Raw genomic sequence first — 26,992 nt, forward strand, 5'->3', positions numbered from 1 at the left:
TTTTCTGTCAATTTGACAGTCTGATCAGCGTACTTCGCTCGATCGACCAGTGGCTCCCAGATGGGAATCTCAATGATAATCAGCAATTTTATTTCCGTTTTATTTTATCATATCTTGATTCGGAAGATATCCAAGATCACTCCAAAAATGGAATCGCAGACGAATAATCCATAATATTATGTTAATTTGATCGACGCGTGTCCCAGACCCCCGAAGGGCCCTGGGAACGCAGTGGTCGCCATCTTAGAGCTTTTCAACGGCGACTCTGGAAGCGCTAGTCGATGCGCTCCACCTCTGCCTCGCGTACGACGTGCATGACCTTGGTGATGATCGTCACGTCACCCACCAGCGAGTCTTTGATCCACCCGTTCCCCTGCTTGTATCCCGGGAAGTAGGTACCCTCCGTGAATTCGAGGGTGATCCTGGTCTCACTCCACGTCGCGATCTTCGACGAGGTTACTCTAATGATTGTGCCAAGATCTCAATCACATCTAATGTATCGACTTGTGCTTCCTTTTCTTTTGCTTTGACACCGTCTGAAAGCATGGTTAAACAGTATGGACAGGCACTCCCGATTAAATCAGGGCTAACTGCTAAGGCTTGCTCGGTTCTGGCGATGTTGACTCGTTTTCCTTCTTTCTCTTCTAGCCACATCAGCCCACCCCCAGCACCACAGCACATCGCACGCTCACGATTGCGCTCGATCTCGACTAGTGTAAGCCCTGGAATCTGTTTCAGAATAAACCTGGGCGCATCATACTCTCCATTATATCGACCAAGATAACATGAATCATGATAGGTGACCCGTTTATAGACTGGATGGACAGGCTTTAATCGCCCTTGGCGCAGTAACTGGGCAATCAATTGTGTATGATGAAGTACCTCCACCTTATATCCAAAATCAGGATACTCATTCTTGATGACTTGCAGTGCATGTGGGTCAATCGTGACAATCTTTTTGACATCGTATTCTGAAAATGTCTCAATATTGACTTGTGCCAATTCCTGAAATAAAAACTCATTTCCTAAACGCCTAACGGTATCGCCTGAATTTTTCTCTTCGTTACCCAGAATGGCAAATGAAACATTGGCTTTTTTTAAGATTCGAACAAGAGACTGCGAAATTTTCTGACTACGACGATCATAAGAACCCATTGACCCTACATAAAATAAATATTCAAAATCAGGAGCTTCTTTCACAGTCGGTACAGGTACCTCCGCATGTTCGACCCATCGAATACGATCTTTTTTACTCAACCCCCAAGGATTCCCCTGTCGTTCAATCTGTTGCATGGTTCGGGCAGCTTCAGGCGCCATCTCTCCTTGATCCATGACTAAATAGCGACGTAGGTCTACGATCTTATCTACGTGTTCATTCATAACAGGACAGACTTCTTCACAGTTGCGGCAAGTCGTACATGCCCACAGCTCTTGTGCTGTTACGACTCCTTCATGTAAAGGTAAAACCTGTGTAGGCTTATCCTTTCCTAAAAAAGTAAAGCCGGGAACCCATGGTGAACGCGAAGTCATCGCTGCTCCTTTGACAGTTAAGTGATCACGTAAGTTAACAATTAAATCCATTGGCGAAAGCATTTTTCCAGTGCCTGAAGCAGGGCAAACTTCTGTACACCGCCCACACTCTACACATGCATATAGATCAAGCAGTTGTTTTTGGTTAAAGTCTTCAATTTTTGCCACACCAAAACTTTCTTGTTCTTCATCTTCAAAATTGACTGGTGCCAATTTGCCAGGAAAGCGCAATCGCTTGAGAAAAACATTGATCGGTGCTGTTAATAGATGAAAATGCTTTGATTGGGGAATATAGAGTAGAAATGCAAAGAGGACAAATAGATGGAGCCACCAACATACATAAAAGGCAAACCAAGCAAATGATGGAGAGATCGATGAGCGAAACAGAAGAGCAAAAAATGAGGAAATCGGAGTCGCAAATCCTAAGGGCAATGAAAAGATGATTTTTTCAAATACAGCAGCGCCTAAGATCGTGCTCATCAAGCTAGTCAATAGTATGACAACAATCCCTGAGCGAAAGCCTCTTTTTAATCGAGGTAGACGCTCGACATACCGACGATACCCTGCATAGATCGTCGCAAACAACACAAGCGTAACGGTAACTTCTTGAATACCTAAAAAAACATGATAAGCAGGTAGCGGTAGATGCTGCCCTGGAAAGAGACCTTTTAGCACAAGATCAATCGCTCCAAATTGGATGATGATAAAACCATAAAACATCACAACATGCATAAAACCACTTCGACGATCTTGAAGAAGCCTTTTTTGTCCAAAAACATGAATTGCGACCTCATGTATACGATCTTTTATGCGCCAATCGAACAAGTGAGGTCGCCCTAAACGAATCCAACGATATCGACGATATACAACATCAAAAAATAGCCAAAGCACACAACCTGTCATCATGAGAAATGCCAATAGCTGTACAACCTGCCATCCTATCACTGGCCGCTCTCCTTTCAATCAAGTGTATCACTCTGTATAGAAAGGTTAACTTTAGAATAGAAAGACCTTGGATTGCAGCATTTCAGCTAAGATGTATGCTTCATTTTTACAACCATAATGATTCAACATAATATTCTGCTGTGAAATATTGATTCCACGACTTCTTCCTATGATTCATAGCGTATTCTTCAGTCTGGTACTATTCAATCTATATATATTTTATCATAAAATAAATAATGATTTCTTTTACACAAATAGCCCTAATAACATTTCACGAATCATCTTTCCAGCTAATACGACCGTTTGCTCAGTTGGATCATAGGCAGGTGCAACTTCGACCAGATCAGCTCCAACAATCTGTAACTCCGCAGCAGCAAGCGTATGGATCACTGTAAACATCTCTTGACTGGTAATTCCGCCTGAGTCTGGTGTACCAGTCCCTGGCGCAAATGCAGGGTCTAATACATCAATATCTATTGAAACATAAACGGGTCGATCTTTTATCGTTGGAATGATTTGTTTTAAAGGCTCTATCACTGCAAAGGGATAAAAATGAATCCCTGCTTCCTCAGCATAGGTTGCTTCTTCACGTGTCATGGAACGAATTCCAAATTGATATAGATTTTCTCCTCCAATCCGCTCAGCAATCTTACGCATGGGAGTTGCATGCGAATATACTTCTCCCTCATAGTCCTCCCGCAAGTCAGCATGCGCATCAAAATGAAGGACAACTAAATCTGGATACTTCGTATAAATCTCCTTTACAATCGGCCAAGTTACCAGATGCTCTCCTCCGATTCCAAAAGGAATCTTCTCATAACTTAGCAATTGTTGAACAAACACACTAATCTGTTCCAAGCTTCGCTGGGGGTTGCCAAAAGCAAGTGGAATATCGCCTGCATCAAAATATTGAATCTCTGATAAATCACGTCGTAGATAATGGCTATACTCTTCATGTACCAAAGAAGCCTCGCGAATTCTAGCAGGGCCTAGCCTGGAACCAGGGCGAAAACTAGCTGTCCAGTCCATCGGCATGCCATAAAGAACAACGCGTGAAGTCGTAAAATCATGACTTGATCCAATAAAAACATTTCCTGAATATGCTTCATCAAATCGCATGTTTTCATCTTCCTTCCTCTATCTTTTTTTTGAATATTATCATACATTCATAAGCAAGCTAATTGATAGCTTGGTTCAGCTTGTAGTCAGAGTCACGTAATGGCTCGTGCTCGTAGTTCTCGGTGACGCTCCGACCCGGGCTTGCAAAGATGTGTAACTGTCGCGTTCTGTTAGCCTTCGCGGCCAGGCAAAACTCGCTTCCTCCGGCATTCGCCTGCGGAGACTCGAACAGTTTGATCGAAAGGAAAATGCCGCTTCTGCTGCCGTTCTGCTAAGTTGCGCCCGAAATGGAGCTTTGCCGATCACCTCTCCACTCGCTCATTCGGTTTTTCTTCAGTCTGAAGCAAGTAATCTAGTAACTTGGTTACTTTTCTCTTAACCATATAGCAAAGTCTGGGAGCATGGAGGGAACTGTAAACTTTTTGATGGTGTGCCTGTTTGCGCAAGGCGAATGCTAGAAGAATATTATTCCTTTTTATTCCAAATACTAACATTGCCTATCATTTGAATTGGAATCAAAAGGAGCCGACTTCTATGCAGATGCAACGTTTACGACACATTGGATTTATTATACTAGGAATCGCCCTGTTGTTTGGGCTCTTTTTGCTCTATTTATATTTAAAACCGCTTCCTCCCCCTGATCTACCCATGCCTAGCAAAATATACGACGATCAAGGTAAATTGATTGGACAAATGCAAGCAGGGGCACAATCTGAGTTTGTTCCACTTCATCGACTACCCAAACATCTTATCCAAGCGACCTTGGCTGCAGAAGATGAATCTTTTTATCATCACTTTGGTTTCTCAGTTCGGGGGATTGCACGTGCTATTTGGACCAATATCAAAGCAGGTAGAATTACACAGGGAGCCAGCACTATTACACAACAGTTAGCTAGAAATCTATATCTTACACAAGATCGCACATGGAGTCGCAAGATAAAGGAAGCCATATTAACATTGCAATTGGAACTCCACTATAATAAAGATCAAATCCTAGAAATGTATTTAAATAAAATTAATTATGGAAATGGTGCTTATGGTGTAGGCAAGGCAGCACGTCTCTATCTAGGCAAAGATGCAAGCAAACTAAATCTTGCCGAAAGTACTTTTCTTGTCGGAATTCCCCGAGGGCCTGCTCTCTACTCACCCTATCATCATTTTGAGCGAACAAAAAAAAGGCAACAACACATCTTAGCCTTAATGGTCGAAGATCATATGATAACCCAGTCACAAGCACATGAAGCTGCTGAAGTTGTGATCGCTTTAACGAAACCGAAAAAAACCACAGAGATGCGTGCATATTACTTCCGTGATTATGTATTACAACGGCTTGTCCATAAATACGGTCTTGAACCAGAATATGTCCAATCTGGCGGTCTTCATATCTATACCACGTTAAATCAACAGCTTCAGAAGCAAGCTGAAACAGCCGTTCAACGCCATTTATCATCGGCAGATTCACTTCAAGGCGCACTCCTATCAGTTGATCCACATACAGGTGAAATCAAAGCAATGGTAGGAGGAAAAGATTATCGAAAATCGCAGTTTAATCGAATCTTTGCTAAGCGGCAGCCTGGTTCTACCTTTAAATCAATCTTATATTTACATGCCTTACAACAGGGCTATACACCTTCTACACAAATCATGAGCCGTCCCACTTCTTTTGCTTATGAGGGTGGAGTCTATCAGCCTGCCAACTTTCAAAATCATTATCCAAATCGGATGATCAATTTACGTGAGGCAATTGCTCGCTCTGATAATATTTATGCAGTTACAACGCTTTTCCAGGTCGGGATTAACTCTGTGATCGACTTAGCACAGAGGCTTGGCATGAAAAGTCCACTGCAACCCACTCCTTCGCTTGCTTTAGGAAGTTATGCTGTCACACCCTATGAATTGACCGAAGTATACAGTACCATTGCTAACTATGGTGTTCATCATGATTTAACTGGGATCAAACGAGTCGTTGACGCGAATGGGGAAGAATTGCTTCGCGAACACTCGAAAGGAACACCTACTGTCTCGCCTGCACATAGCTTTGTCCTGACACGTTTACTTACTTCTGTTTTTGAACCGGGTGGTACAGCTTATCGCGTTCGTCAACTTTTCGACCAACCAGCTGCTGGCAAAACGGGGAGTACAGACTGGGACGGCTGGATTACTGGCTACACACCGAATCTGACTACTACCGTTTGGGTTGGCTATGATCAAAACCGAAAACTCCCCCATATCAAAACAAGGGCTGCTCAATATATATGGGGTGACTATATGGATCAGGCCAGTAAAAGGCAAAAACAAAGACTTTTTCCTGTTCCAGCAGGTGTTAAAAGTGTTCGCATTGACCCAGAAACAGGCTTTCTAGCAACTCCTTTTTGCCCTCATTCCACCCAGGAATATTATGTTGCGGGAACGGAGCCACACCAAACCTGCCCCCTTCATCCAGTACCGTCCTCCACCTCACCTAGTCAAAAACCTTGGTGGAGAAGGATTTTTGAATGGAAGCTATGGTAAATATAATATTTACACAGACACTGACGACTAGCCTAAGATCGCGTGAGAGATGATCGACAAAGAGACTAGCCGCTTATCAAATTAAGTTCTAGTCAAGGAGAGATAAACATGGATGAACAAAGAAGTGAAAAACCCAATCGGAATGTAGGAGACTATTTAAAAGGGTCAAAAAAAGACAAACCAAGTAAAGACCCTATAAGCCATTTCTTAAAACCTAAGGAACAGGCACAAAACCAAGATGACCAAGAACGTGAATAAACACAAAAATAGCGAACCGACCACTCAGAGAGAGTGAAGGGGTTCGCTACTTTTGTGTCCTAGCAAAGTGTTCCGAAACCATATTTAGTGTACTCCTGTGCCATTCTTGCGACAAGAAGATCATTCTTTTGTTCACATACCGTTCACTTTCATAACAGCTGCTGCTTTAACTCATCAGAACTATTTGCCCAAGTCTCTTTATTATGAGCTTCAAGGAAATCGCGCAAGGCTTGTTTAGCAGCAGCAGGTAATTCATCTATGTTCACTCTTCGCTTTAATGCATCATCCATTCGATTCACATGTTCAGCAAGGTTTTTCCATCCTTTTCGCAATTCGTGATCAATCATCATGGAACAAGCTGTTATCCCAGCATAGAAAGAACCGGTTGCATTCCGATCCACAGTCACCCAGATAATCCAGTATAATTTTCCGTCTTTAACGAGTTCTTGATCTTCCTGAAAACGAATCCCTCGTTCAACCCGGCTCTTAGCATGAATCAAGCCCGGTTCAATCGATACTTTTTCTCCATTAATCAACAGAGCAGATAAATGATTCAAATTTAATGTTCCAGTATGATAACCACCATGAGTTGTCCGATCTCCACTCACAATATTGAATTGCGATTTACGTTCTTTCATATCCCCTACCTCCTCGCCAATCATTGTACCAAATGGATCAATGTAAATGTAGGATGAATCATATTGAGACTTTAATGAAGAAAAAAAGAAGGCTTACTCATGCGTTTTTGCGGCGTCTCTGGACGTTTGTGATGATGCTCGTTTTGTTGTTCAAATAATTGTGCCTGTAAATGCCGAATCTCCGAAACAATCTGTTTTCGAACTTGCCGCAGAGGCAGATGAATATTAAAAGTAGTGCCTCGACCAGGCTGACTGGTAACATGAACCTGTCCGCCGTGATCATTGATAATCCGATGACAAATGGAAAGACCCATACCTGTCCCTTCACCTTTTGTTGTAAAGAATGGTTCAAAAATTCTTGAAAAATGTTCAGGTTTAATGCCACATCCATTATCTTGAATGCGAATCATCACACGACCATGAAGCTCCTTCCATTTCACCTCTACTTTTCCATGATCCATTAAAGATTCTAAGCCATTTTGGATAAGGTTAATAATGACTTGCTTGATTTGTTCTGCATCAGCTTCGATCATCACCGCTTTACTGGGTGCAATCACTTTTATCTCATGACCCATTAGAAAAGACTTGGGTTGAAGTAGACTCATCACATCTTTCACTAGTTGATCTAGACTAAATTCTTGGTAACGAGCTGGCTTTGTCTCACTCAAGTTAAGAAATTGCTTTAGTAAATCATTGATACGATCAATTTCAGGTAGGATGATCGATTCCCATTTTTTCACCTCCATATTTTCCGCCGCTGAAATCTGGACAAACCCGCGAATCGAAGTGAGAGGGTTTCGAATCTCATGTGCCAAACCCGCAGCCAACTGACCGACCGCAGATAATTTTTCCAGTCTTTGACGATGCTCTTCCTCCCGATGGCGCAATCGTCTTTGCTCTATTGATAAGCGTTGTTCTGCTAAGCGAATCAGCTCATCTGCCGATTTTGCCTCCAATGGATATGTTGCTGTACCAACGCAATAGTTCACTAGCGTTCGATCAGCCTTAATCTCTTCCATCACACGCTCAATCGTATCCAAGCAGAGACGAAGAACAGATCGATCTCCAATAATGCCAATGGCAAACTGGTCTCCATCATAACGAGCTAACTTGGCGAAATGGGGTAAGTTTTTTTTAAGCTGCCTTGCTAATAACATTAAGATTTGATCTCCAAACTCAAGCCCTTCTTCCATATTGACCTGACGAAAGTCTGCCAAATCAACACAAACGACATGATAATATTGATCAGGTCCACAGCGCACAAGACTTTGAATCACTTGTTCCTTAAAGCCGCCAAAGTTATATAGGCCCGTCAAATAGTCTCTACGGTAAGTATCTTCAATCGTATCATGATATTCTTTCAACCTCTTTTGATTTTCCCGAACTTTGTCAGCCAGATATTGATTCTTCTCTTTATAGTGCTCAATTTTATGATTTGACTGCTTTAGTTGTAACAAAGTCCAGGCAACTCCTATAAAGAGTAATACCTCACCCATTAATTCTATGAGCATATACTTATTCCAAGTCGTAAAACTGTCTATAACGAGAAAAACAGTGGCAAAGATAAGCGTGATCGCAATATTACTTTTGCTTTGCGTTCGGTATAAGACAATACCCTGTGCAATAAGGTAAACTGCGAGCATCGGGATCGTCTGTGTCAAAATGTCTAATGTAGCAACTGATCCTAGTACGAGTAATGCATAAAGATAGACCGTGGATTTTCTCTTCTGACAAGCAATCCCCAGAAAAAGTAAACTCAATAGCAAAACAGTCCCTACACCAACGCACAGCCAGTGTAGAAAGGGATGCTTCAGAGCAAAATCTCTCACGAGAAAATAGAGGATATGATACTCGTAGCTGCTATGATAACTCAGCATACTTGATGACCACACTCCTTTACCGATTGAGCGTGCACCCCACTGATGAATTTAAGCTGAAACATAGGGGATTTCCTCAATTTAATTTCCTCTAAAATAAGGAAAATTTCATCTTATGTCTACTATTTCGACAAAATATATCAAGTTTTTTTGTCATTTCTGACGATGATAGGCAAAATAAAAACCCTGATATGACAAACAATGTCAAAACAGGGATAGATAAACAAAGCATCGAATAAGAGTGGTATGCGATGGAGCCGGTTCAGCCTGTATAGTTTACGAGATGGCTATAAACTGGATTTCCTTTTTCCTTTTTATTGTCCATCTCCTGACGCGCATCTTGTTTTGTGCCATTCTCCCAAATCGTATAAGGATCATTTACTGGAATGACTTGGTCATTTCGAAACATGGCTACATTCTGCCCACCATAGGCTTGTCCCGATTCATGGGCTTCCATCGCACCATTAAAATTTCCGGCTTGCTCCACTCCACGCGGTGGGAAAAGAGGTTGATCATTTAACAGGGTGTGTACAACTGTTTCTTTTAAGATATTTTTAATCTCTTCACTCCGGTATCCGCTCTCTAAGCCTTTGATCCATTGATAGACAGGCCCATCTTCTGGTGTGAAGGTAACATTTCGTTGCGTTGGTACATAGTCACCACGCATTTGAATTTGTTCTTTCAACGTACGTGCATCACAGATTGACTGTAATGGAAAATAGTTATTTCTGAGATAAGATTGAATGCAATACTTGACTAACATTGGAAACTGACCTTTTGGTAATATTTCATACCAGTATCGCACTAAGCGATCCTTTTTACCAAGATATACTCCCACAGTAATAGAAGACATATCAGCACCTCCGAAAAACGATTGAAAAATTTTAAATTACTTGAATTAATATTAATGGTAACAGTACCCATCCAATATAGTCAACCAAATACTTTGTCGAAAGATAGCAAATATACTCGGAAGCGAAAAAAACATGCTTTTTGGATGTACAAATTCTTCTTTTGGTCTTATTTCTCTTTTGTAATTACAAAAAAATTAAAAAATGCAAACCCGCTTTCTTTCTTTTGAACACTCCTTCCTATTGCAAACTCCCTGTCCTTGACATCCATTGTTTACGTTAAATGTTTCATCTATTAATTACTGCATAAATTCCAAAATTTAGTTCCTATTCTATTAAATTCCTAAAACGCCTTTTTGATATTTCATCATCTTATTTAAAAGGACAATGTTATTCTATTAATATTTTTTTCTTTTTCCTTATTTTGATAATTTACGTCTGAGTCTATTAGTTCATCTAAATTCGACAATTTATTCTATAATTCGTTATCTCCTTCCACCGTCTTTCGACAGGCGCAAAAAGCGGCAGCGAAAATCTGCATCTCATGATACAATATCCTTTATTGCACCTTTTTTCTATCCTTGTCAATGTCCAGAATGTGAACAATAATGCATAACATTAAATATTTTATTATCTATAAGATTAATTACATGTCTTATACGCATAGATCGAGCTGTATAATCAATAGACAAGGGCATGAATAGCTTGTAGTACCTCGTCCAAATCATCGTTGTGCGCATCATTTTTCAATCATTAGGCAAGCTGAGTAAATCGTCCTGAACCAGCAGACGTGGTGACTTGCATACATCTATGCAGCCTAGATTGGAATCAAAGCGTAAAAGATTGACAGAACCTGTAACTTGGTCGACAAGCTGACGTATTTCATGTGATATGCTTTTAAAAAAGGAATTCAAATGATGTGAGGGGGCTGGATTGGATGACCACACGTATTTTAGTGGTTGAAGACGAGAAACCAATCGCCGACATCTTAAAGTTTAATTTGGAAAAAGAAGGTTATGAAGTAGAATGTATCCATAATGGAGATGAAGCGATTCAGGCTGCAATTGCAAATCCGCCAAAGCTGATGCTGCTTGATCTCATGTTACCTGGTGCAGACGGGATTGAGGTTTGTCGGCAAATCCGCCAGCATCATCAATTTCCGATCATTATGCTCACCGCAAAAGACTCTGAAGTGGACAAAGTGCTTGGGCTGGAGATCGGCGCAGATGATTATGTGACGAAACCCTTCAGTAATCGAGAATTGTTAGCTCGAATCAAAGCTAACTTACGTCGAGTGGAGGAACAGAACAAACCGACTACACCAAAGGAAAATCAAGAACAATCCTTCCAAAGAGTTGGCGAATTGTCAATCGATGAACAAAGCTTTATCGTTCGCAAGCGTGATCATGATATCGACTTAACGCAGCGTGAGTTTGAATTACTTCTTTATATGGTAAAAAATGTAAATCAAGTTTTAACTCGGGAACATCTTCTTCAATCCGTTTGGGGATATGATTACTTCGGCGATGTACGAACAGTCGATGTAACCATCCGCCGACTTAGAGAAAAAATTGAGGACGATCCAGGCGCACCTAAATATATTATCACTAGACGTGGCATCGGCTACACATTGCGGGATCCAAATGCAAAACGTTAAAAAATCGTTCTCTAACTGGTTTGATTCCGTAAATAGCCTCCAATGGAAACTGGTAATCATCTACCTGCTGTTGATTATCATTGCCATGCAACTCATTGGTGCCTACTTCTTTCGTTCATTAGAAGATGAGTATGTTTCCGACCTACAAAAAGATTTACAGTCTCAAGCAAGTCTACTTGAAAATCCTCTTCGAGACACAATGCAACAAGACCATAGTCTCGTAAAGACACGAGCAGAAATTGATAAATTGCTAAAACGTCTTGTCTACTTAAAGTTGATGGATAAAACCTCGCCAAATATTGAGATTCAGATTACAGATGAAAAAGGTTTTGTGATTACTACAACAGGAACCAATCGAAATATTATCGGCAATAAAAATGTCCGTTTAAATCAAATTAAACCAAACCGCACCAATATTAGGCGTGATACACAAACAGGAAAAGATTATCTTGTCTATAAGCATGAAATTGTAAATGACAAGGGTATTCCAGTTGGTACTATCTATATGGAAGCATCATTAGAAAAAACATATAGTACCATTCGCTCCATCAGTAATCACTTTATCCAGATTACAGCATTATCTCTATTTGTGACTGCTTTCCTTGTCATCATTTTAGCGCGGACGATCACGACCCCCGTTAAAGAGGTAACAGCACAGGCTACTGCGATGGCTTCCGGCGATTTTGATCGAAAAGTAGATGTGCATAGTAAAGATGAAATCGGACAATTGGGTACAGCATTTAATCATCTAGCTTCACACTTACGAAAGGCACTCTCTGCAAATGAAGAGGAAAAAGGTAAGCTTGAATCGGTTCTGGCTCACATGAGTGATGGTGTGATCGCCACAGATAATCATGGCAAGATTATTGTTAAAAACCAACAAGCTGAACGATTACTTGGACAAACCATTCAACTCGGTGAATCGATTCATGACACACTTACATTAGGACAGCCCATCTCGCTTCCTCTGACTAAAAAAAGGCAGTCCTTAGTAGAACGCTCAAATGATGACCCAGAGGAACAGACAATCATCAAGACTACTTTTACGCCGATTACTAGGCAAGACCAAGAGCCAATCGGCATAGTTGCTGTGCTTGAGGACGTAACAGAACAAGAAAAGCTCGACCGACAACGAAAAGATTTTGTTGCCAATGTCTCCCATGAATTGCGCACGCCTTTAACGACGATTAAGAGTTATTTGGAAGCGCTTAGCGATGGAGCAATGGAAGAGCCAGAGCTGGCAACTCGTTTTCTGCAAGTAACACAGCAAGAGGCGGAGCGAATGTCCCGCTTGATCAATGATTTATTGCATCTGTCTCGACTTGATGCACAGAAGATCAAGATTCAGAAAAAAGCAATGCGAATTGACAATATCCTACAGAGCGCTGCTGATCGCTTCTCACTCCCTGCCGAGCAGAAGCAAGTTCATTTATCCTGTACAATTGAAGAGAAACTTCCACAGGTCTATATCGACCCCGATCTAATGGATCGAGTATTAGACAACCTGATTTCAAATGCAGTCAAGTATACATCGACAGAGGGAACGATTACGATCCATGCTCACCGCTTATTAGACGGATCTGTCGAAGTTTCGATTCGCGATACAGGCATCGGCATTCCAAAAAAAGACCTTGATCGGATTTTTGAGCGTTTCTATCGTGTTGATAAAGCTCGCTCTCGCGATATGGGTGGCACAGGGCTGGGGCTTTCCATTGCGAAAGAAATTGTTGAAGTGCATGGTGGGGAAATTGCGATTCATAGCACATACAAAAAAGGGACCACTGTTTCATTTACCCTGCCGCCATTTGAACCAGAGGTGATCAGGTGATGAATCAACGTTATCTAGAGCGAATCAAATCAACCATCTTAGTCTTTTTAGTTTTGCTCAGTTTTGTCCTAACAGGTTATCTATGGTACAGTGCACCCTCCTATGAAGAGAATCGTGATGACGATTATATTCAACCACCATACATTGGCAGTGAAAAAGACAACGATATTTCAACCTATGATCTTACACAGCCCCAACAGATTATCGCTCATCGAACAGGTCAACATCTGCTCATCCATTCGAATGAAAAAGTATTTCAGGAATTATATAATATGGTTCGAGGCGTCTCTCTAGTTGATTTTACGGTGGTACAACCAACACCTGAAGATTGGAACCGTTACTACAATCAATCACAAGCATCAGAGTTGCAGTTTCCAAATGGGTGCACCGTAGGACAGTTGGACACTTTTTTCCAACGTACAACACTAAGGGATGAAAGTACTTTACAAGCATTATCACAAATCAACCGACTTGGTTTCTTTACAGATAGTAAATCAAATCGGGTATGGATGTGGTTTTTTTCCGATGATGCACAACAAGTGGTACAAGCGCGCGTTGATAATCTAACACCAACCCAGCTTCAAACAGCTTTAAATCAAGTGATGCCTAACCGCAATCCACTTGTCATTCCAGTCCCCACGAATGAAAAAGCACCTTGGGACCCTATGAACAAAAATATTCCTTTCTCACATATGCTTTATCTGCCCACTGCGCCATTAAGGGTAAACAGCTTTGCATACGATTTTCGAACAATCGATATTAATACGATGAAGCAATGGCTTTTTAAAGACCCTTATGTGACACCGATTCAGCTTAATAATGACGAGCTGCTTTATATGTACAACAGCCAAGATCAAAATATCTACAGTGATCAGATTATCAATTATCGCAAAAAACAAGGCATGATGACTTACACCAATTCGCCTACTCCTACAGAAAAACCTAGAATGTTAATACGCGAGGAATTAAATCTAATCAATCAATTTATGCAGCTACACCGTGGCTGGACAGGGTCTTATGTTCTAGATCAATTAACATCAGATAAACAGGTAAATACGTATCTTTTTCGCATGTTACTACGTGGATTCCCTGTATACTGGGAAAACGAACAACCCGGAAACCAACCCAATACGATTGAGTTAAGTGTAACCCAAAACAGTGTTAGCAAATATTCGCGTTCACTTATTTTGTTAACTGGATCAACACCTGAACAAAAGCCCAACTTGCTACCAGCTCATGATCAATTACTCGACCAATTAAAAAAGAAAAAAGTGTCGCTGGCCAGCATATCATCTATTTACCCTGCTCTAATGGGGGCACAGCGTAATGAACAACACATTCTGCTTCAACCTGTTTGGGTAGTCAAGTATACAGATGGGAAAATCGAAACAATCTCTGCGGAGAAAGAGGAGAGGTGACAAAGATGGATTGGAATCGAGCCAAAACCATATTTATTATATCTTTTGTCGTTCTCGATCTCTTTCTCGGTTTGCAAGTTTCCCAAATCATGGAGGCGAAATCCCGTTACTTAGAGAGTAATGAGATTACCGAAAACCAAATCCGCGATCTACTAGAAGCAAATCATATTCGCCTATCTGTTCCTTTTCCAAAGGAGATTCGCAATATTCCTGTTCATCAAGCAACAATTACAACATTAACAGGCTGGGAACGAGATGAGAAATGGGCCTACCGCAAACGTTGGGAGAAAGGGATTCAGTTTAAAGATGAGCGTTCATTACAACGATTTCTAAAGCAACAACTTCCCTTCTTCGATCAATTTCAACCTGAACCAAAACTATTTACAGCAGATCGAAAAGTATATATCCAAAACCATAATGGAATCCCCATTTTTGATGGTAGAGTGGTTTGTGAATTTAGCAAAGGAAAATTGGTCGCGATCCATGTCCTTCATTTTCAATTAAAGAAAGAGACAGCAGTCGAATTTATTCCTTTTAACAATGCCTTAAACAATCTCATTACAAGCGGAAAGCTGCCGAGAAACTCTACGATTACACAAATCGAGCTTGGATACCGCTCGCCCTATTATGCAAACCCACAAGAAGTAATCCTTGTACCTGTTTGGCGATTCCAAGCTAATCAAAAATACTATTATACGAATGCAACAAATGCAACAACAGGGAATCTAGGGGAAAATGCTGAATCTGTTCAGTAGAAAGGAGGCCGAAACCCGTGAAATTTAGTGTTTTAGCAAGCAGTAGTACAGGAAATTCCATCTATATCGAAACAGATCGCGCGCGGTTTTTAATCGATGCTGGTCTATCTGCAAAGCAACTGGAGCTGCGTTTGAAGCAAATCTCAGTTGAACCTGAAACTCTGTCAGCCATCTTTGTTACACATGAACATATTGATCATGTAAAAGGAATTGGAGTATTAGCTCGTCGCTATCAACTACCCATCTATCTTAACGAACAGACTTGGAAACACCTACCCAAAAGTGTTGGCGAGATTCCAGAGGAATTGATTCAGCTTTTTCCCTGTTATGGTGAAATCGACCTTTCGACCGTACATATTGAATCATTTGCTATCTCACACGATGCCGCTGAACCGATGGCTTATTTGGTTCAAGCAGATGATTCCCGACTGGCAATTGTGACCGATTTGGGCTATGTGAGCCAAAAAATTATCGACCGAGTACAGGGTGCGCATACTTTAATCTGGGAAAGTAATCATGATGTTGAAATGTTACGGATGGGTCGCTATCCTTGGAATGTCAAACGTCGTATTCTCAGCGATACAGGGCATCTTTCCAACCAAGATTCAGGTGAAGCATTAGCCCAGATCATTTCTGGACAAGGTGAACAAATCTATCTTGCCCATCTCAGCCAAGAGAATAACTTGATTGAACTGGCACAACTTACCGTTAAGGAGATTCTAGAGGAAACTGGATATCAAATGGGGCGAGACTTATCATTGCACCCTACTTTTGCTGATCGTCCTACTCCACTAAAAGAAGTCAAACGCTATGCAATTGCAAACTGAAGATATATGAACCCGCCATACATCTTCGTAGCCCAAAATGGAGTCAAAGCGTGAACTAGATTGATAAAAAAGCCCCCTTGAACCTCGATCACAAGCGATTACGTGACTCTGTCTATAAATGTAAGACCGAAACTTTCATGACATTTTTCATAAACCTGCCAATAGAAATAAACGAATTTCGTATAATACTCTGGAAGCATTGTCATACTGAACTTATGTAATTTGAAGGAGGCGTTTGTGTGGGATTTTATGATAATAACCAATCATATAACCGCCGCCCACCCACAATCTTAATCGCCATCATTTCTGCCATTGTTGGTGGGCTGATCGTAGGAGTTATTTTAACCCCTATATTTTTAATGAAGGGTACCTTCTTCAATGATGAGAAACAGAGCACTTCGTTAACAGAACAGACCGGTCAAACCAAAACAACAACCGTAAAAGTAAATACGAATATTACACAAGCTGTTAAGACAGCGGGTGGTGCGGTTGTTGGAATTATTAATTTACAGCATAGTAACAACCCATTTGAATCTTCAGAAGTTAAGCAAGGAACCGGTTCGGGAATCATCTTTGAAAAAGTTAATGGTAAAGCGCGTGTAGTTACTAACAACCATGTGATCGCCGGAGGAAATGAGATTCAAGTCGTTCTCCCAGATCAGAATGGTAAGTCACAGCCAGAAAGAGCAAAAGTACTTGGACATGATGAAGTAACCGATTTAGCTGTACTTGAGATCGATGCGAGTCATGTCAAAACGGTTGCCCAATTCGGTAATTCTACCTCACTGCAATCTGGAGAACCTGCAATTGCGATTGGTAACCCACTGGGACTTGAATCTTCTACAACAGTTGGTGTAATCAGTTCACCTAAGCGTTCGATCAATTTGACCGAAGATATTTCAACTGATGTAATCCAGACTGATGCCGCAATCAACCCCGGAAATAGCGGTGGCGCATTGGTGAACAGCGCTGGGCAAGTGATCGGAATCAACAGTCTTAAAATTGCAGAAAGTGGCGTTGAAGGCTTAGGTTTTGCAATTCCGATCAATGATGCCATCCCGATCATCCGTAACTTGATTACCAAAGGCGAAGTCCCTCGTCCATACTTTGGTATTCGCTTAGTCGACCTACAAGACTTGCCAATCGAAACCCGGACACAAGATTTAGGACTTCCACAAAATATGATCGATGGTACCGTCATTGCCTCTGATAAAATTGAACGCCCCGCTGCCATAGCTGGTCTTCAATTTAAAGATGTGATAGTCAAACTGGATAACCAGTCGATCAAATCACGTTCAGAGCTACGCCGATACATCTACAAGTACAAAAAACCAAACGATAAAGTTACAGTCAGCTTCTATCGAAATGGTCAATTAAAAACAACCACCGTACAATTAACCAAAGCACCTAATTTTCAACTAAATCAATAGTAAGATCATAACGAAATCCCCCTTATCTAGGGGGATTTTTTCTTAAATGTGTGCTATGAATTTCTGATCAGTTCAATTTTCACTAGATTGACAATTATATAGTTACTCATATATTATACTGAAAGAGTATAGAAATTCCTTTTGCAATAGGGTAACAGGGCCCTACAGAGTGCAAGGAAGAACCCAATGGGTGTCGATTTGGCGACAACAACAGAACCCCTACGAACAACACGCCCGACAGGGACAAGCACACGACGAAGCGGAAGCCGAACGCATCGGAGCGTGGACCCGCTCTGACCTACTGCCGCGACTGCGGTGAAAGGCACCGCCCGAATCAGCACACCAAGTAATATGCTGGTTGAGGACTAGTCGATCCTCGGTGGCAGTGCATTGGGCATGGACATCGCATATAATAGACCGAATATTATGATATATATTTTACCGAAATCTGATATGGTTAAAACAAAAACAATATGATCTATTCTATCGGTTTTCATAAACATTTCCCATTTCAACTTACAACTTCTCTCTAAATTAAAGCACACTAAAGATGACTAAAATCAAGGAGTTAAACATATATGAATAAAAAATTATATACCTGTGAAGAACATATTGAAATTGCTTTGGATGAATTTGTTGATCAACTGACTCTAGCCCCTGAAATGGAAAAGATTACTTCACCAAATGAAAAATGCTTCTTTTGTCAGCAACAGGCCAGATATCTGTTATCCATTTGTGAGGAGGGTGAGTCCGATGCGCATTCGACTGATCACAGTCGGTAAACTCAAGGAGAAATATTTACGACAAGCCTGCCAAGAATATCTTAAACGTCTACAAAGCTATGCAAAAGTGGATGTGGTCGAATTAACAGAGGCTTCACCCGCTCTCTCGACGGAGCAGCAAGTTACAGACGAAGAAAAGCGTATGCTAGCTGCAATCTCACCTGATTCTCATGTCATTGCCTTAGCTATTTCCGGGGAAATGATGAGTTCACCACAATTGGCTGAATATCTACAGCAACAGACCACTTATGGACAAAGCCATTTTACTTGTTTAGTTGGTGGCTCATATGGCCTTTCTTCCCAAGTACTTAAACATGCAAATCTCCAACTTTCATTTTCTCGGCTCACCTTTCCGCATCAACTCTTTCGTGTCATGCTTCTTGAGCAACTTTATCGATCCTGTAAAATCAATCGTGGGGAACAGTATCATAAATAGTTAATTCAATGGATAAACAGTAGCTGCTTAGTAAAATACGCTAAAAACACCACGCAGATGCATGGTGTTTTCTCGTCTATAATGTGTAAACAGGTCGTATTTGAATCGTTTGATCTCGTCCTGGGCCTACGGAAAAGATCGTTAAGGGAATACCAGTTAATTGGGTAATTCGCTCTAAGTAATGCTGTGCAGCAAGTGGCAGATCATTTAGGTTACGAACACCTGTAATATCCTCTTTCCAGCCTGGCAACTCTTCGTAGATGGGTTCACACTGGGAGAGTTGATCAAGACTTGCTGGATAATTTTCGATGACTTTTCCATTTAGATGATAGGCAGTACATATCTTCAAGGTATCCAATCCGGTCAATACATCAATCGAGTTAAGAGAGAGACCTGTAATTCCACTTACTCTTCGTGCATGTCGAACAACTACTGAATCAAACCAACCCACTCGACGAGGGCGTCCGGTTGTTGTCCCATATTCGCGCCCCACTTCTCGAATCTGGTGTCCAACTTCGTCATGAAGCTCAGTAGGAAAAGGACCATCACCAACTCGTGTCGTATAGGCTTTTGCTACACCTACCACCTGATGAATCTTGGTAGGACCAACGCCTGAGCCAATACAAACCCCACCAGCTACAGGATTAGAAGAAGTAACAAATGGATAAGTACCTTGGTCAATATCTAACATGACTCCTTGTGCCCCTTCAAATAACACACGACGTCCTTGATCTATCGCATCATTTAGCTCCACTGATGTGTCTGTGACATAAGGGCGAATCCGTTCCGCAGCATCTTGATATGTTTCATAAATTTCATCAAACGAAAAGCCTTTTTGTTGATACACTTTCTCTAACAGTCGATTTTTCTCTTCAAGGTTACGCTTTAGCTTTTTAGCAAATAGATCAGGATCGAGTAAATCACTTACACGAATCCCAACTCGCGCCGCTTTATCCATATAGGCAGGGCCAATTCCCTTGCCAGTCGTTCCAATCTTACTTTCACCCTTAGAGGCTTCCTCTGCCTGATCTAGCTGAAGGTGATATGGCATGATCAAATGTGCTCGATCAGAAATGCGTAGGTTGGAAAGGTCAACTTGATGCTCCTTTAGATAATTGAGTTCTTCCACAAGAGCTAGAGGATGAATCACCATGCCATTGCCTAAGACACATACTTTATGTTGATAAAAGATACCTGAAGGTATCATATGTAGTTTATAGCGAGTTCCTCCAAATACAATCGTATGACCAGCGTTATTTCCTCCTTGATAGCGAGCTACAACCTCAGCTCTCTCGGCTAAATAATCGGTGATCTTTCCTTTCCCTTCGTCTCCCCACTGGGTGCCAACGACTACGACTGTGGACATTTGCCTGATTCCTCCTTGGGTGTATGAAATCGATTCGAACATGTTTCCACTCATAAGATATCTATCTATATTGTATCAATGAGAAGATGAATGAGTCAAATAAAAGACGAACAATACCCTTAGATGATAATTTGATTATTCGTCAATTCCTTGAAATGTACTTTCAAGACTTAGAAATTTATTGTAGTTTTTTAGAAATAGCAGTTCTACTTTTCCTACTGGACCATTTCTCTGTTTACCAATGATCACTTCTGCTATATTCTTCTTCTCTGACTCTTCATTATAATAATCGTCTCGATAAAGAAACGCGACAATATCAGCATCCTGCTCAATCGAGCCCGATTCACGAAGATCGGAGAGCATCGGCCTTTTATCCTGGCGTTGCTCTACAGCGCGCGAAAGCTGGGACAAAGAGATGACCGGTACGTTAAACTCTCTGGCAATCAGTTTAAGCGAACGTGAGATTTCAGAGATTTCCTGTTGACGACTATCTCCACCACGTCCAGAAATAAGCTGTAAATAATCGATTACGACCATTCCCAACCCTTGCTCTGTCTGAAGGCGACGCAACTTGGCACGAATATCAAATACACTAACGCCTGGCGTATCATCGATAAATATCGGAGCTTCACTTAAACTACTGATCGCCATCGTTAGTTTTTCCCAATCTTCATCTTGTAACCGTCCTGTTCGAAAAGCTTGCGCATCAATATTCCCCTCTGCGGCCAGCATACGCATCACTAACTGTGGTGCGGACATTTCCAAGTTAAACAAAGCGACTGTCTCACCTGTCCGCATGGCCACATTTTGTGCCACATTTAACGCAAAAGCAGTCTTACCCATACTTGGTCTCGCCGCAATAATGATCAGATCAGACTTTTGAAAACCAGAAGTCATTCGATCTAGATCAATAAAGCCAGTTGCCAATCCTCTAAGACTATCTTTATTCTCATGCATCATCTCAATTTGCTGGTATGTATCAAGCAACACATCGCGAATGGGTACAAAGCCACCACGAATTCTTTTTTGTCCTATCTGAAGAATTTGCTTCTCCGCTTCATCTAGTATCTCTGTTATCTCATCTTCACTGTTATAGCCCATTGTGGCAATCTGTGTAGCAGTACGAATCAGACGTCGAAGAATCGACTTCTCCTCCACAATCTTGGCATAATATTCCACATTGGCGGCTGTTGGGATCACGGTTGTCAATTCGGTGAGATATGTTACGCCTCCTACCTCGTCCAATAATCGCCTGTCTTGTAATTCGGATGTAAGTGTGACAACATCGACTGGTACTCCCTTTTCAGCCAACCCCATCATCACTTCAAGTAATCGTTGATGCCCCTGGCGGTAAAAATCATCGGGTTTCAACCGCTCAATGACAGGGATCAGAACGGATGGCTCTATTAAGATCGCTCCCAATACAGCTTGTTCAGCTTCATGGTTGTGGGGAGGTAGACGATCTGCAAATAAATCACTCATACGCTTCCCATTACGAGCTATCCGTTTCCGTAACGGGTTCCCTCCTTTCTATTACACTTCCTATTCTCCCTGTTTTGTCTTCACCACAACAGTTAAACGGGCACGAATTCCTGGATATAACTTGATCGTTACAATTGTACCACCCAATGTACGCATTGGCTCAGCTAACTGAATTCGTTTTTTGTCGAGATCTATTTGATATTGTTTCCGCAATTCTTGACTGATTTGTTTTGAAGTAACAGAGCCAAAAAGCCGTCCACCTGCGCCCACTTTGTCAACTACAATGGTAAGTGTCATTTCATTTAAACGCTCTGCCAATTGACGAGCTTTTTCTTCTTCAACTTTTTTCTTCTCAGCCTCAGCTTGTCTTTGTTTTTCTAATTGATTTAGATTTGAAGCAGAAGCTTCTACTGCTAATCCTCTTGGTAGCAAAAAATTACGTCCATATCCATCAGCAACCTCTTTGCAATCCCCTTTTTTTCCGGTTCCTTTTACATCTTTGAGCAAAATGACTTTCATCAGTCTTTCTCCTCTCTATCACTGTACTTCTCCACCACTTTTTTTAGGATCTCTTTTGTCTCCTCAAGTGAACAATCTTTCATCTGGCTCGCTGCGTTGGTGAAGTGACCGCCTCCACCCATTGCTTCCATAATCAGTTGGACATTAATCTCACCTTGCGAACGCGCACTGATTGCTACTAGTCCATCTTTACGCTTTGCAATCACAAACGAAGCTGCTACTCCCTTCATATTTAACAAGGTATCAGCAGCCTGAGCGATCAATAATTGATCATATACCTCATCCTCCTTGCCAACGGCAACAGCAACCTCATCTCCCCACATTTCAGTCTGCTTTAACATCTCTGCACGCTTAATATATTGATCTAAATCCTCTTTTAGTAGGGATTGCACCAACGCTAAGTCAGCTCCTTTTTCCCTAAGAAAAGAAGCAGCTTCAAAGGTGCGCGATCCTGTCCGAAAAGCAAAATGCTTGGTATCAACGACAATGCCTGCGAGAAGTAATGTTGCTTCAAACGCACTCATTTCACATTGCTCATCTTGATATTGAAGCAACTCCGTTACCAATTCACAAGCAGAAGAGGCATACGGCTCCAGATAGACCAGAATCGGATCTTCTACAAAATCCTCCCCACGCCGATGATGATCAATCACAACAATATGACGAACTCTTTCTAATAATTTTGGTTCAATCGTTAAGCTAGGTCGATGCGTATCAACCATCACTAACAATGTATCACGCTCATGAATCCAATCTTCTACTTCCGATGCAAGACTAAAGAGCGATTCGATGGTAGGGTACTCCTTGATTTTTTTCCATACACGATCAATGGATGGATTACTTTCGTTTAAAATAATATGCGGCTCACATTGATGATATTGAGCAAAACAAGCTACACCTACAGCAGCTCCAATCGCATCTAAATCAGGATTCATATGGCCCATGATTACCACCCTGCGATTTGCTCGAAAGAGATTGCTCATCGCATGTGAAATAACCCGAGCGCGTACACGCGTTCTCCTTTCAATCGCATTCGTTTTTCCACCAAAGAATACGAGGCGTTCTTTTTCCTGCACGGCTGTTTGATCTCCGCCACGGGCTAACGCTACGTTCAAGGCTGCACGGGCGGTTTTGGCACGATCTAAGACCGATCCCGTTGAGTTTGAAACGCCCATACTTAGCGTAAGTGGAATCGGTTGATCATGTGTTGCGTTTCGCATTTCATCTAAAATGTCAAAATGAGATTCGATCAACTTTCTCAAGTAGAGAGCCTGCGTGACAAAAAACATTTTATCTACGTCAAAGCGTTTCAATGAGATTTGATAGCGCTCTGTCCAAGCTGAAATCATCGAATTCACAGTGTTTAGTAAAATGGTTTCTTCTTGGTCAGTTAACTGTTGTCTGACTTCATCATAATTATCAATATAGAGATAGCCTACGATTGGCTGCTCCTGCTCATATTTTTCTTCGAGCTGTACCAATTCAGTTATATCACGAAACAATAAAAATTGATGCTTTGAATCATAACTAACTTCATAAGTAGATTCGCCTAAAGCCATTTCACTGACTGTCGCAGGATTGCGTAAATGCTCTAAATCCAAAGGAAATACTTGATCAACCACCTTACCAATGGATGAAGTGGATACATTCATTTTTTTACTTACATATTGATTATGCCACTCAATGACACCATCGTCATTGATTAAAACAAGTCCATATGGAAGATGATGAATAGCAAATCGATGCCCCTGAATCACTCTTCGCTGTATAAGCAACAAAGCACGCCGCCATTCATCTTGATATAAACGACCTTGTAACCAGACAAAGAGTAAACTTAAAAACCATAAACCGCCCCCAAGTCCAGTAAGCCACCAATTACTAGTGAAATGATATATAAATACTAAAAAAATTAACCACAGAAAAAAAAGTAGCAGATAAGAATGCCGATACCTTTTTGTAAATTTTGGCATTATCCTGTCTCCTCGGTCAGAGTACAGAAGTTCATTTCTTGTAACGGTTATTGATTCGTTGACGCCAAGAACCACTAGCATCTAGAACCCCAAAGACAACCATGACAAGAACTAAAATGGGGATGAATAAGGTTAGAAAAATCAGAGGGATTAACCATAGTTTACTTTTTCCCCAAACATGGAGGAGAAATGCACAGAATGAGAAACCTTGTAGGACAAAGAGTAGTTGCAAAATATGATATATTACTTTCAAATATGGATATTGCTGGAACGAACTAAACATGAGTAATATAGCCAATAAGATTGTTGTATAGGCAAAAACCCGCGGCAGAAGCCAATTGTGAAATCTGGGCATTGGTTCACGCGTAAATCCTTGCTTCGTCAGCCATCGGCGTCCTAGTTTAAAGGTAAAAATGGGGATCGGAATAACGGCGAGTAAAAGTACAAAAGGCAGTATGTCATAAAAATTTAAAGGGGTCGTTTCCATCTTTAAACCAAAGACTGTGGTCATCTGTTGCTGTACCTGTGTCACTTGAGCCCAATATTGCTGCGCTTTGCTCAGTAGGGAAAATAGCCATTCCCCTAGTCCAAGGACGATCCAAAGTGATATAAAAGCTGTCACGATCCCACTTAAAACTACATCCGTACTCGGTTGCTTTTGATCACGATATACTTTCCCCATTACTAAACCAATCAAAATCGGATCGATTAAAGCTATTGCAATCGATCGATATGCAATGGCAATCAGAACCGCTACTACAAATGCACTAATAAATGCTGTCCAAAAATTCCGCCTAACTGTTAGCATCATGATCGGTAAAGGTATAATCCATATGGTGATCAAATTAATCGGTGGTATCAAGACGGAGAGCAATAATAGGAGAAACAAACCCATATAGAAAAAGATGTCCCTAATGGCTCCTGTTGTTGAATTCTGTGACAAATGATCGTCACCTCTTATTCATATATTCTTCAAGTGTCGATAAGTCACCATACCAACGCTCTAGTTGATGACCTTCACGACTATGATCGCGCAATTTTTCAGTTACTACTTGATCAACTTCTCGGTATGTAAAGCCTACTCGGCGTCCTAACACATATATACAGATCAATAAGCTAGCTATTGCCTCAATCATTAAATGCTGATTTGCATGGTATAGACCTTTAAAGAGGTTTGATACTTGATCGAGCAGCTCAGTCTTCAACCAATCGAGCATTTTTACATTTTTCGCAAATTGCATTCTTCGTTCCGGTTGTCCCATCGAAAAGCACTCCTTCACTATAAAAGCAGAACCTATAAGGAAAATTTCCACATTTTCCCTTTCGTTTCCTGCTTGCTCATTGGAGCACCTTTCCAAATCAACTAATAAACAGTGAAATAACACTTTATTATCATTTGTAGTCAAGCAACATGACTCCAAGATTTTCTTTTGAACTTTTCTATATCTAGACGAAAAACAGGGGATTTTCTAAACCCCCTGCTTGATCAATCGTTTGTATATGGCAATAGTGCCATTTGCCGAGCACGCTTGATTGCTCGTGTAAGTTGACGCTGATACTTAGAACAAGTCCCTGTCACACGTCGAGGTAAAATCTTACCCCGTTCACTAATAAATTTCCGTAGCAAATCGACATCCTTATAGTCGATGTACGTGATCTTATTCACGGTAAAGTAGCAAACTTTACGACGTTTATTCCCACGACGACGAGCCATCTGATTCCCTCCTTTATCACTGGCTGATCACACAATTAAAACGGTAAATCATCGTCCGAGATGTCAATCGGCTTGCCATCATTCGCAAAGGGATCCGTTGGTCGATCCATATCACGATCAGTTGAGCGACCACCGCCATATCCTCCACTATTCGATCCGCTTCCATAAGAGCCAGTGCCCGCGTAGGAAGGTTGACCGCTTGCTTGTTGATCCCGATTTCTAGAATCTAGAAAACGAACATCATCTGCCACTACTTCTGTTGTATACACTGTTCGACCTTCCTGATTTTCATATCGTCCAGTTTGAATCCGACCTTCTAATCCAACCAATGAACCTTTTCTCAAGTAATTCGCACAGTTCTCGGCAAGTCCACGCCAACAAACAATATCTATAAAATCTGCTTCGCGTTCCCCTTGCTGATTGGTAAACTTGCGGCTGACAGCTAAGCGAAATCTAGTCACGGCAGTTCCTACATTTTGTGTATAGCGTAGCTCTGGATCACCCGTTAAACGACCAATTAAAACAACCCGATTCAACATAGACATCCCGCTCCCTTGTTCTAAAATCGATTGACAGAACTGTCTGTAGCTCCACTTCTTCTCACGACTTCAGTAGCATACTCTATTTTTCATCTAGATTAATCGTCAAATGACGGATAATGCGATCATCAATGTTAATCACACGGTCTAATTCGGTTAACGTTGAAGCATCTGTTGTCTCAAATTGATAGACAGTGTATAAACCTTCGTGATATTTTTGCTGATCATGGTTAATCACATAAGCAAACCGACGACGACCCATATCGTTTGTTTCAGTGATCTGTCCACCACGTTGGTTAATCACATCTTGAATTTTGTTACGTGCATCCGTTAGCTTTTCTTCTTCTACATTTGGACGTACAATAAACATGATCTCATACTTAGACATTCGTCTCCACCTCCTTCTGGACTAAAACGGCTCTACTCTCTCATAGAGCAAGGGGCGAGCTTTCACTCACGATAATACATTCTAACAAATCATGTACAGATCAGCAAGTGATGATCCACTATTTGACACAAATATGTGATCATATGTTCGTA

The 26,992-nt window shown here is 41.2% G+C and carries 24 protein-coding genes; 10 read left to right on the forward strand and 14 right to left on the reverse strand.

Features of this window, described 5'->3' with window-relative positions; translation table 11 throughout:
- Positions 1-456: 456 nt before the first annotated feature.
- Both BUB71_RS08420 and speB read right to left on the reverse strand, forming a co-directional pair.
- The gene (locus BUB71_RS08420; RefSeq protein WP_422785137.1) at positions 457-2,475 is read right to left on the reverse strand and encodes a heterodisulfide reductase-related iron-sulfur binding cluster; all 2,019 of its coding nucleotides are present in this window, start codon (positions 2,473-2,475) and stop codon (positions 457-459) included.
- Between the two features lie 246 nt (positions 2,476-2,721).
- The gene (gene speB / locus BUB71_RS08425; protein ID WP_073154410.1) at positions 2,722-3,594 is read right to left on the reverse strand and encodes an agmatinase; all 873 of its coding nucleotides are present in this window, start codon (positions 3,592-3,594) and stop codon (positions 2,722-2,724) included.
- Between the two features lie 534 nt (positions 3,595-4,128).
- On the opposite strand from speB, the gene BUB71_RS08430 reads away from it, so the two are divergent.
- Positions 4,129-6,105, forward strand: coding sequence for a transglycosylase domain-containing protein (locus BUB71_RS08430; RefSeq protein WP_073154411.1), 1,977 nt, complete (start codon positions 4,129-4,131; stop codon positions 6,103-6,105).
- Between the two features lie 108 nt (positions 6,106-6,213).
- On the forward strand, positions 6,214-6,363 hold the full coding sequence (locus tag BUB71_RS19525) for a hypothetical protein (RefSeq protein WP_175552319.1): 150 nt from the start codon (positions 6,214-6,216) through the stop codon (positions 6,361-6,363).
- Positions 6,364-6,512: 149 nt separating this feature from the next.
- On the opposite strand, the gene BUB71_RS08435 is transcribed toward BUB71_RS19525, so the two are convergent.
- The 3 genes from BUB71_RS08435 to BUB71_RS08445 form a co-directional block, all read right to left on the reverse strand.
- Entirely contained in the window at positions 6,513-7,001 is a 489-nt protein-coding gene (locus tag BUB71_RS08435) for a YwhD family protein (protein WP_245815555.1), read from the reverse strand.
- A gap of 71 nt (positions 7,002-7,072) precedes the next feature.
- Complete coding sequence (locus tag BUB71_RS08440; RefSeq protein ID WP_073154413.1) at positions 7,073-8,878, reverse strand: ATP-binding protein; 1,806 nt, start codon at positions 8,876-8,878, stop codon at positions 7,073-7,075.
- Positions 8,879-9,140: 262 nt separating this feature from the next.
- Entirely contained in the window at positions 9,141-9,731 is a 591-nt protein-coding gene (locus tag BUB71_RS08445; RefSeq protein ID WP_073154414.1) for a hypothetical protein, read from the reverse strand.
- A 935-nt stretch (positions 9,732-10,666) separates the two neighbouring features.
- Between BUB71_RS08445 and yycF the strand changes: the two genes are divergently transcribed.
- From yycF to rlmH, 8 genes are all read left to right on the forward strand, one after another.
- Positions 10,667-11,386 carry a response regulator YycF gene (yycF, locus tag BUB71_RS08450; protein WP_073154415.1) on the forward strand — a complete coding sequence of 240 codons (720 nt, stop codon included), beginning with the start codon at positions 10,667-10,669 and terminating at the stop codon, positions 11,384-11,386.
- Entirely contained in the window at positions 11,373-13,214 is a 1,842-nt protein-coding gene (locus BUB71_RS08455; RefSeq protein ID WP_073154416.1) for an ATP-binding protein, read from the forward strand. The genes yycF and BUB71_RS08455 overlap by 14 nt, the downstream gene beginning before the upstream one ends.
- Entirely contained in the window at positions 13,214-14,632 is a 1,419-nt protein-coding gene (gene yycH / locus BUB71_RS08460) for a two-component system activity regulator YycH (RefSeq protein ID WP_073154417.1), read from the forward strand. The genes BUB71_RS08455 and yycH overlap by 1 nt, the downstream gene beginning before the upstream one ends.
- A 5-nt stretch (positions 14,633-14,637) precedes the next feature.
- Positions 14,638-15,387: a two-component system regulatory protein YycI gene (gene yycI, locus BUB71_RS08465; RefSeq protein ID WP_073154418.1), complete on the forward strand. Its 750-nt coding sequence runs from the start codon at positions 14,638-14,640 to the stop codon at positions 15,385-15,387.
- A gap of 17 nt (positions 15,388-15,404) precedes the next feature.
- Positions 15,405-16,214 carry an MBL fold metallo-hydrolase gene (locus BUB71_RS08470; protein ID WP_073154419.1) on the forward strand — a complete coding sequence of 270 codons (810 nt, stop codon included), beginning with the start codon at positions 15,405-15,407 and terminating at the stop codon, positions 16,212-16,214.
- Between the two features lie 239 nt (positions 16,215-16,453).
- Positions 16,454-17,644: a S1C family serine protease gene (locus BUB71_RS08475; RefSeq protein ID WP_073154420.1), complete on the forward strand. Its 1,191-nt coding sequence runs from the start codon at positions 16,454-16,456 to the stop codon at positions 17,642-17,644.
- Between the two features lie 578 nt (positions 17,645-18,222).
- Positions 18,223-18,426: a CxxH/CxxC protein gene (locus tag BUB71_RS08480; RefSeq protein WP_073154421.1), complete on the forward strand. Its 204-nt coding sequence runs from the start codon at positions 18,223-18,225 to the stop codon at positions 18,424-18,426.
- On the forward strand, positions 18,398-18,862 hold the full coding sequence (gene rlmH / locus BUB71_RS08485; protein WP_073154422.1) for a 23S rRNA (pseudouridine(1915)-N(3))-methyltransferase RlmH: 465 nt from the start codon (positions 18,398-18,400) through the stop codon (positions 18,860-18,862). Before BUB71_RS08480 ends, rlmH begins: the two co-directional genes overlap by 29 nt.
- A 76-nt stretch (positions 18,863-18,938) precedes the next feature.
- Here the strand turns inward: rlmH and BUB71_RS08490 are convergent, their stop codons facing one another.
- The 9 genes from BUB71_RS08490 to rpsF form a co-directional block, all read right to left on the reverse strand.
- On the reverse strand, positions 18,939-20,228 hold the full coding sequence (locus BUB71_RS08490; protein WP_073154423.1) for an adenylosuccinate synthase: 1,290 nt from the start codon (positions 20,226-20,228) through the stop codon (positions 18,939-18,941).
- Positions 20,229-20,363: 135 nt separating this feature from the next.
- A complete protein-coding gene (gene dnaB, locus BUB71_RS08495; RefSeq protein WP_073154424.1) occupies positions 20,364-21,710 on the reverse strand; it encodes a replicative DNA helicase in 1,347 nt (448 codons plus the stop codon).
- A gap of 60 nt (positions 21,711-21,770) precedes the next feature.
- On the reverse strand, positions 21,771-22,229 hold the full coding sequence (rplI, locus tag BUB71_RS08500; RefSeq protein ID WP_073154425.1) for a 50S ribosomal protein L9: 459 nt from the start codon (positions 22,227-22,229) through the stop codon (positions 21,771-21,773).
- Positions 22,229-24,199 (reverse strand): DHH family phosphoesterase, encoded by a 1,971-nt coding sequence (locus BUB71_RS08505; RefSeq protein WP_073154426.1) that lies wholly within the window; start codon positions 24,197-24,199, stop codon positions 22,229-22,231. The genes rplI and BUB71_RS08505 overlap by 1 nt, the downstream gene beginning before the upstream one ends.
- A 31-nt stretch (positions 24,200-24,230) precedes the next feature.
- Positions 24,231-25,142 carry a DUF2232 domain-containing protein gene (locus BUB71_RS08510; protein ID WP_073154427.1) on the reverse strand — a complete coding sequence of 304 codons (912 nt, stop codon included), beginning with the start codon at positions 25,140-25,142 and terminating at the stop codon, positions 24,231-24,233.
- A 7-nt stretch (positions 25,143-25,149) separates the two neighbouring features.
- Positions 25,150-25,461: a MazG-like family protein gene (locus BUB71_RS08515; protein ID WP_073154428.1), complete on the reverse strand. Its 312-nt coding sequence runs from the start codon at positions 25,459-25,461 to the stop codon at positions 25,150-25,152.
- Positions 25,462-25,685: 224 nt separating this feature from the next.
- Complete coding sequence (rpsR, locus tag BUB71_RS08520; RefSeq protein ID WP_073154429.1) at positions 25,686-25,913, reverse strand: 30S ribosomal protein S18; 228 nt, start codon at positions 25,911-25,913, stop codon at positions 25,686-25,688.
- Positions 25,914-25,948: 35 nt separating this feature from the next.
- Complete coding sequence (gene ssb / locus BUB71_RS08525) at positions 25,949-26,452, reverse strand: single-stranded DNA-binding protein (RefSeq protein ID WP_073154430.1); 504 nt, start codon at positions 26,450-26,452, stop codon at positions 25,949-25,951.
- Between the two features lie 82 nt (positions 26,453-26,534).
- Positions 26,535-26,840, reverse strand: coding sequence for a 30S ribosomal protein S6 (rpsF, locus tag BUB71_RS08530; protein ID WP_073154431.1), 306 nt, complete (start codon positions 26,838-26,840; stop codon positions 26,535-26,537).
- Between the last annotated feature and the right edge of the window lie 152 nt (positions 26,841-26,992).

The sequence above is a fragment of the Seinonella peptonophila genome (assembly GCF_900129355.1).
Classification (GTDB): domain Bacteria; phylum Bacillota; class Bacilli; order Thermoactinomycetales; family Thermoactinomycetaceae; genus Seinonella; species Seinonella peptonophila.

Bases quoted from the DNA above. Each gene is read 5' to 3' on its own strand.
- speB (WP_073154410.1), bottom strand. From the start codon at position 3,594: ATGCGATTTGATGAAGCATATTCAGGAAATGTTTTTATTGGATCAAGT.
- BUB71_RS08430 (WP_073154411.1), top strand. From the start codon at position 4,129: ATGCAGATGCAACGTTTACGACACATTGGATTTATTATACTAGGAATC.
- BUB71_RS19525 (WP_175552319.1), top strand. From the start codon at position 6,214: ATGGATGAACAAAGAAGTGAAAAACCCAATCGGAATGTAGGAGACTAT.
- BUB71_RS08435 (WP_245815555.1), bottom strand. From the start codon at position 7,001: ATGAAAGAACGTAAATCGCAATTCAATATTGTGAGTGGAGATCGGACA.
- BUB71_RS08440 (WP_073154413.1), bottom strand. From the start codon at position 8,878: ATGCTGAGTTATCATAGCAGCTACGAGTATCATATCCTCTATTTTCTC.
- BUB71_RS08445 (WP_073154414.1), bottom strand. From the start codon at position 9,731: ATGTCTTCTATTACTGTGGGAGTATATCTTGGTAAAAAGGATCGCTTA.
- yycF (WP_073154415.1), top strand. From the start codon at position 10,667: ATGACCACACGTATTTTAGTGGTTGAAGACGAGAAACCAATCGCCGAC.
- BUB71_RS08455 (WP_073154416.1), top strand. From the start codon at position 11,373: ATGCAAAACGTTAAAAAATCGTTCTCTAACTGGTTTGATTCCGTAAAT.
- yycH (WP_073154417.1), top strand. From the start codon at position 13,214: ATGAATCAACGTTATCTAGAGCGAATCAAATCAACCATCTTAGTCTTT.
- yycI (WP_073154418.1), top strand. From the start codon at position 14,638: ATGGATTGGAATCGAGCCAAAACCATATTTATTATATCTTTTGTCGTT.
- BUB71_RS08480 (WP_073154421.1), top strand. From the start codon at position 18,223: ATGAATAAAAAATTATATACCTGTGAAGAACATATTGAAATTGCTTTG.
- rlmH (WP_073154422.1), top strand. From the start codon at position 18,398: ATGCGCATTCGACTGATCACAGTCGGTAAACTCAAGGAGAAATATTTA.
- BUB71_RS08490 (WP_073154423.1), bottom strand. From the start codon at position 20,228: ATGTCCACAGTCGTAGTCGTTGGCACCCAGTGGGGAGACGAAGGGAAA.
- dnaB (WP_073154424.1), bottom strand. From the start codon at position 21,710: ATGAGTGATTTATTTGCAGATCGTCTACCTCCCCACAACCATGAAGCT.
- rplI (WP_073154425.1), bottom strand. From the start codon at position 22,229: ATGAAAGTCATTTTGCTCAAAGATGTAAAAGGAACCGGAAAAAAAGGG.
- BUB71_RS08505 (WP_073154426.1), bottom strand. From the start codon at position 24,199: ATGCCAAAATTTACAAAAAGGTATCGGCATTCTTATCTGCTACTTTTT.
- BUB71_RS08515 (WP_073154428.1), bottom strand. From the start codon at position 25,461: ATGGGACAACCGGAACGAAGAATGCAATTTGCGAAAAATGTAAAAATG.
- rpsR (WP_073154429.1), bottom strand. From the start codon at position 25,913: ATGGCTCGTCGTCGTGGGAATAAACGTCGTAAAGTTTGCTACTTTACC.
- ssb (WP_073154430.1), bottom strand. From the start codon at position 26,452: ATGTTGAATCGGGTTGTTTTAATTGGTCGTTTAACGGGTGATCCAGAG.
- rpsF (WP_073154431.1), bottom strand. From the start codon at position 26,840: ATGTCTAAGTATGAGATCATGTTTATTGTACGTCCAAATGTAGAAGAA.